The following is a 4745-nucleotide window of genomic DNA, read 5'->3' as shown; positions in this document are numbered from 1 at the left end:
ATTTTAAAGATTCTATTTTAAAGTCTATTGAAAATTATGGAAGTAATTCTAGTTATTTCAAATATGATAGTTTGATGGATTTGGCATACAAAAGCGCAAAAATTTCAAATGAAGACATTGTTAATTCTACAAGAATTTACAGAAATAAATTGAATTTTACATCACGTGATTCCATTCAAGAAATGTGCAGAGTAGATCAAGAACCTCGAAAAGATGCTTCTACATATAATCAAATTGAGATTGTCGATTCGTTAAATCAAATCAAATTACAACACATTTTTATAAAATATGGTTATCCAAGCGAAAAACTAATTGGAGAGTTTTATATAGATAGCACATTCACAGATTTGAGCGTTATTTTTTTACACACAAATAGAGAATTTCGTATGAATTTTTTGTTGCCAAAAGTTTTAGATGCGGTTAAAAAAGGTCAAATTTATCCAGAACTTTATAGTCAATCTTACGATAGATTTTTAGAAGATACAACTGGTAAACAACTTTATGGAAGTTATAATCTCACTAGGGCAAAACAAGAAACAGAGTTTACAGATAAAGAAAATATTGATTCACTTCGAAAAAGTATAGGATTGCCATCAAGAACCTATAAACGATGGCGTTTTAAAATAAAATACGAGAGGATTAAAAATAAATAATAATGATAGTGTTTGTTTTACGATTACTCAAATTATGATTCGATTGAAATTTTAATTTTGCATGAATTTTGTTGAATTACTATGTGATATTTTTAATTGGTATTTCAATTATTAAAAACTTCCTGTCTTTTATATAATTTTATCAATTGTTTTTTGTCAAATCCTTTTTGATGAACTACTTTTGCACAAGATTTAAAAAACAATACCAATCAAATTGAATTCAACTACAAATACACTTTCCCTAAAGTCTGTATATATCGATTTTAAAGAAATTACTAAAGCTGGTTTGGCTGTTAGTGTTTTGTTTTCATCTATTGCTGGATATTTGTTGGGTTTTAGTAATTCTTTTCCTTTTAGTTGGACAACATTATTGATGTTAACCGTTGGTGGATATTGCATGGTTGGTGCGTCAAATGCTTTCAATCAAGTAATTGAAAAAGACCTTGATGCGTTGATGGATCGAACGAAAAATCGTCCAGTTCCATCGGGAAGAATGTCGGTAAATACAGCTTTATTAATTGCAAGTTTATTAACAGTAATCGGATTAACTTTATTGTATTTAATCAATCCAAAAACAGCAATGTTTGGTGCGATTTCAATATTTCTATACACAAGTTTATACACACCATTAAAAACAAAGACGCCACTTTCGGTATTTGTTGGAGCTTTTCCTGGTGCAATTCCGTTCATGTTAGGATGGGTTGCCGCAACAGGAGAATTCGGAATTGAAGCTGGAACGTTATTCTTAATTCAATTCTTCTGGCAATTTCCACACTTTTGGGCAATAGGTTGGTTTTTATATGAAGACTACGAAAAAGCAGGTTTTTTCATGCTTCCTACAGGTAAAAGAGACGATAAAACAGCATTACAAACAATATTGTACACCGTTTGGTTAATTGTAGCTTCGTTATTACCGTGTTTAGGTTTTACGGGTCAATTATTTATTTCTAAAATTGCTGCAGTTTTAGTACTTTTGCTTGGCTTATGGATGTTGTATTATGCTTTGCGTTTGCGTAAAGAAAAAACATCAAAAGCAGCAAAATCATTAATGTTGGCTAGCGTTTTTTATATCACAATGTTACAACTAATTTATATAATAGATAAATTCTTGAGATAATTATGGCAATGTCAATCGAAGAACATAAAGCGCGAACAGGACGTTCTTACAAATTATTGCTGATTTTTGCAATGATTAGTATGACTATGATGTTTGCTGGAATAACAAGTGCTTTCGTAGTGAGTAAGTCAAGAGGTGATTGGATGAAGGATTTTGTAATGCCAACTCCTTTTTATATCAGTACAGCACTAATTTTATTGTGTAGTCTAGCATTTATTCTAGCAAAAAAGGCAATAAAGAAAGACGATAGAAATTTAACAACAATCCTACTTTTAACAACATTAGCGTTAGGAATTGGGTTTGTTTATTTTCAGTTTGAAGGATTCAATCAATTGTATTTAAACGGATTGGTTCCGGCTGGTGGAGCAGGTTCAATTACTATTTCATTTTTATATGTAGTAGTTTTGGCACATCTTGCGCATCTTGCTGGCGGAATTATTTCTTTATTAATTATAATTTATAATCATTTTAAACAAAAGTACAATTCGAGTCAATTCCTTGGTATTGAGCTTGGTGCAATGTATTGGCACTTTCTTGATTTCTTGTGGATTTATTTGTTTTTGTTTTTATATTTCTTTAAATAAGAAAAAAACGTAAATTTGAAAACTTTTTAACTAACAACTTTTATGGGAGCGACAGTTACTACTAATACTGTAGGAAAAACTTGGGATGGCGCAAATGAGCCACTTGGAGCAAGTTACGGAAAATTAATGATGTGGTTTTTCATCGTATCGGATGCATTAACCTTCTCTGGATTTTTAGCAGCTTACGGTTTTTCTAGATTTAAATTTATTGAAACTTGGCCTTTAGCCGATGAGGTTTTTACTCACTTTCCGTTTGCACACGGACAAAACGCACCAATGTACTATGTGGCATTGATGACTTTTATTCTTATCTTTTCTTCTGTAACAATGGTTTTGGCTGTTGATGCAGGACACAATATGAATAAAGGTAAAGTGGCATTTTACATGTTTTTAACAATCATTGGAGGTTTAATCTTCGTTGGTTCTCAAGCATGGGAATGGAAAAACTTTATCAAAGGTGAATATGGTGCAATTGAAACTAAAGGTGGAAGCATTCTACAATTCGTTAACGCAAAAGGCGAACGAGTAAAATTAGAAGAATTTGCTGCTACATTACAAGAAGATAGAGTTCAAAGAACTAGAGCTAATGCAATGTGGTTTGGTGAAGAAGCTGCTTTACCAACTTACTCTGTTGCTGAAGTACAAGCTGGTTTCAAATCTAATCCAGATTTGTTAATTAGAACTGAAGTTATTTATGACAAGGAAACTTCAAAAACAGCTGTTGGTGCACATCCAACATTAAACGATAAAGAATTCCACACGAAACAAAAAACGATTCTAACAAGAGCAGAATCTGAAAAGATGTTAGCTAATGCACATTTAGTTGTTGAAGGTGCTAATCTTCAGAGAAACGAATATGGTAGTAAATTATTTGCTGACTTCTTCTTCTTTATTACTGGTTTCCACGGTTTCCACGTATTCTCTGGAGTTATTATCAACATCATCATTTTCTTAAATGTACTTTTAGGAACTTATGAAAAAAGAAAATCATATGAAATGGTTGAAAAAGTTGGACTTTACTGGCACTTTGTCGATTTAGTTTGGGTTTTCGTATTCACTTTCTTCTACTTAGTTTAATTTTTAGAAATTATATATTATGTCACACGAACACGTTTCTAATACAAAAAGAATTTGGAATGTATTTTTCCTTCTATCAGCAGTAACAATTGTTGAGGTAATTCTTGGAATCATTAAGCCAGAATCTTTACACATGACTAACTTTTTAGGCATGAATTTATTGAACTGGATCTTTATTTTACTTACAATTTACAAAGCATATTATATTGTTTGGGCTTTCATGCACATGGAAGGCGAAACAACAGCGTTAAGAAGATCGGTTGTTTGGACTGTCATTTTCTTAGTTATATACCTAGTTTTTATTCTTCTTGTAGAAGGAAATTACATTTATGGGGTTTTTAAAAATTCAACAATCAAGTGGAATTTTTAACATTATATTAATTCAAGTTTAAGTCCCGATTCTGTCGGGATTTTTTTATTTTTGTAACTAATAAATACAAACTAAATGAAAAAGAATTTAGTACTTATAGTTCTCTTTATTCTTCCTATTGTTGCTTACTTGTTTTTTGCTTCTGGCGTAAACAGTTTTTCTAAATTGCCTGTGATTACAACCAACGTTTCTGAACTTGGTGAGTTGAAGTCATCTAATGATAAATCGGTTAAACTAGCTTCTAAAATTACTATTCTAGGTTTTTCTGGAACAGATGTTTATGAAAAACGCGGTGGATATTTTAATCTAAGTCAGAAGATATATAACCGATACAGAGAGTTTAAAGATTTTCAAGTTGTAATTCTGGTTCCAATTGGCGCAGAGAAACAAGTTGAAGTTGTTTTAAACAAATTAAAAGCAGTTTCTAATATGTCGAACTGGCATTTTGTATTTGCAACTCCGCAAGAAATTGAAGCAGTTTACAAAAGCATGAAATTGCAAAATCCAGTTGATGTTTCTAAAGGTTCGAATACCGTATATATTATCGATAAAGAACTTAGTTTGAGAGGTCGTAAAGGTAAAAATAATAAAAACGAAGAAGAATACAGAGAAGGTTACAACACTTCAATGGTGTCGGAGCTTCATAACGAAATGACAGATGACGTTAGAATTATTCTAGCCGAATATCGATTAGCTCTTAAAAAGAATAATGCCGACAGAAAGAAATACGGATTATAAATAAATCAAAATGAAAAATAAATCATACATAGGAATTTCGTTCATTATATTGATTTTCGGAATTTATGCCATTCCCAAAATTATAGATAAATTTAAAGGAAATGATTTGGTCGAAATTGGACCAGTTCCAAAATTTGAATTAACAGATCAAAACAACAAGAAAATTTCCAATAAAGATTATGAAGGAAAAGTATATGTTTTAGAAT

Annotated in this window: 6 protein-coding genes and 1 pseudogene; all 7 read left to right on the top strand. The window is 31.1% G+C overall.

Going from position 1 to position 4745, the window contains the following annotated elements:
- The coding region (locus DIU01_RS13390) for a hypothetical protein (protein WP_290835257.1) at positions 1–653 on the top strand (653 nt) is incomplete at its 5' end.
- Between the two features lie 214 nt (positions 654–867).
- Positions 868–1770 carry a heme o synthase gene (gene cyoE, locus DIU01_RS13385; protein WP_290835255.1) on the top strand — a complete coding sequence of 301 codons (903 nt, stop codon included), beginning with the start codon at positions 868–870 and terminating at the stop codon, positions 1768–1770.
- A gap of 2 nt (positions 1771–1772) precedes the next feature.
- Positions 1773–2354 (top strand): cytochrome c oxidase subunit 3, encoded by a 582-nt coding sequence (locus DIU01_RS13380; RefSeq protein ID WP_290835252.1) that lies wholly within the window; start codon positions 1773–1775, stop codon positions 2352–2354.
- A gap of 42 nt (positions 2355–2396) precedes the next feature.
- The gene (locus tag DIU01_RS13375; protein ID WP_290835250.1) at positions 2397–3431 is read left to right on the top strand and encodes a cytochrome c oxidase subunit 3; all 1035 of its coding nucleotides are present in this window, start codon (positions 2397–2399) and stop codon (positions 3429–3431) included.
- Positions 3432–3450: 19 nt separating this feature from the next.
- Positions 3451–3801 carry a cytochrome C oxidase subunit IV family protein gene (locus DIU01_RS13370; RefSeq protein ID WP_290835248.1) on the top strand — a complete coding sequence of 117 codons (351 nt, stop codon included), beginning with the start codon at positions 3451–3453 and terminating at the stop codon, positions 3799–3801.
- A 75-nt stretch (positions 3802–3876) separates the two neighbouring features.
- Positions 3877–4539 carry a hypothetical protein gene (locus tag DIU01_RS13365; RefSeq protein ID WP_290835246.1) on the top strand — a complete coding sequence of 221 codons (663 nt, stop codon included), beginning with the start codon at positions 3877–3879 and terminating at the stop codon, positions 4537–4539.
- A gap of 10 nt (positions 4540–4549) precedes the next feature.
- Positions 4550–4745 (top strand): annotated as a pseudogene (locus tag DIU01_RS13360) (SCO family protein); the annotation flags it as partial.

This window comes from Flavobacterium sp., from assembly GCF_003525665.1.
GTDB lineage: Bacteria > Bacteroidota > Bacteroidia > Flavobacteriales > Flavobacteriaceae > Flavobacterium.
This window is presented reverse-complemented; position numbering and strand designations above follow the sequence as displayed.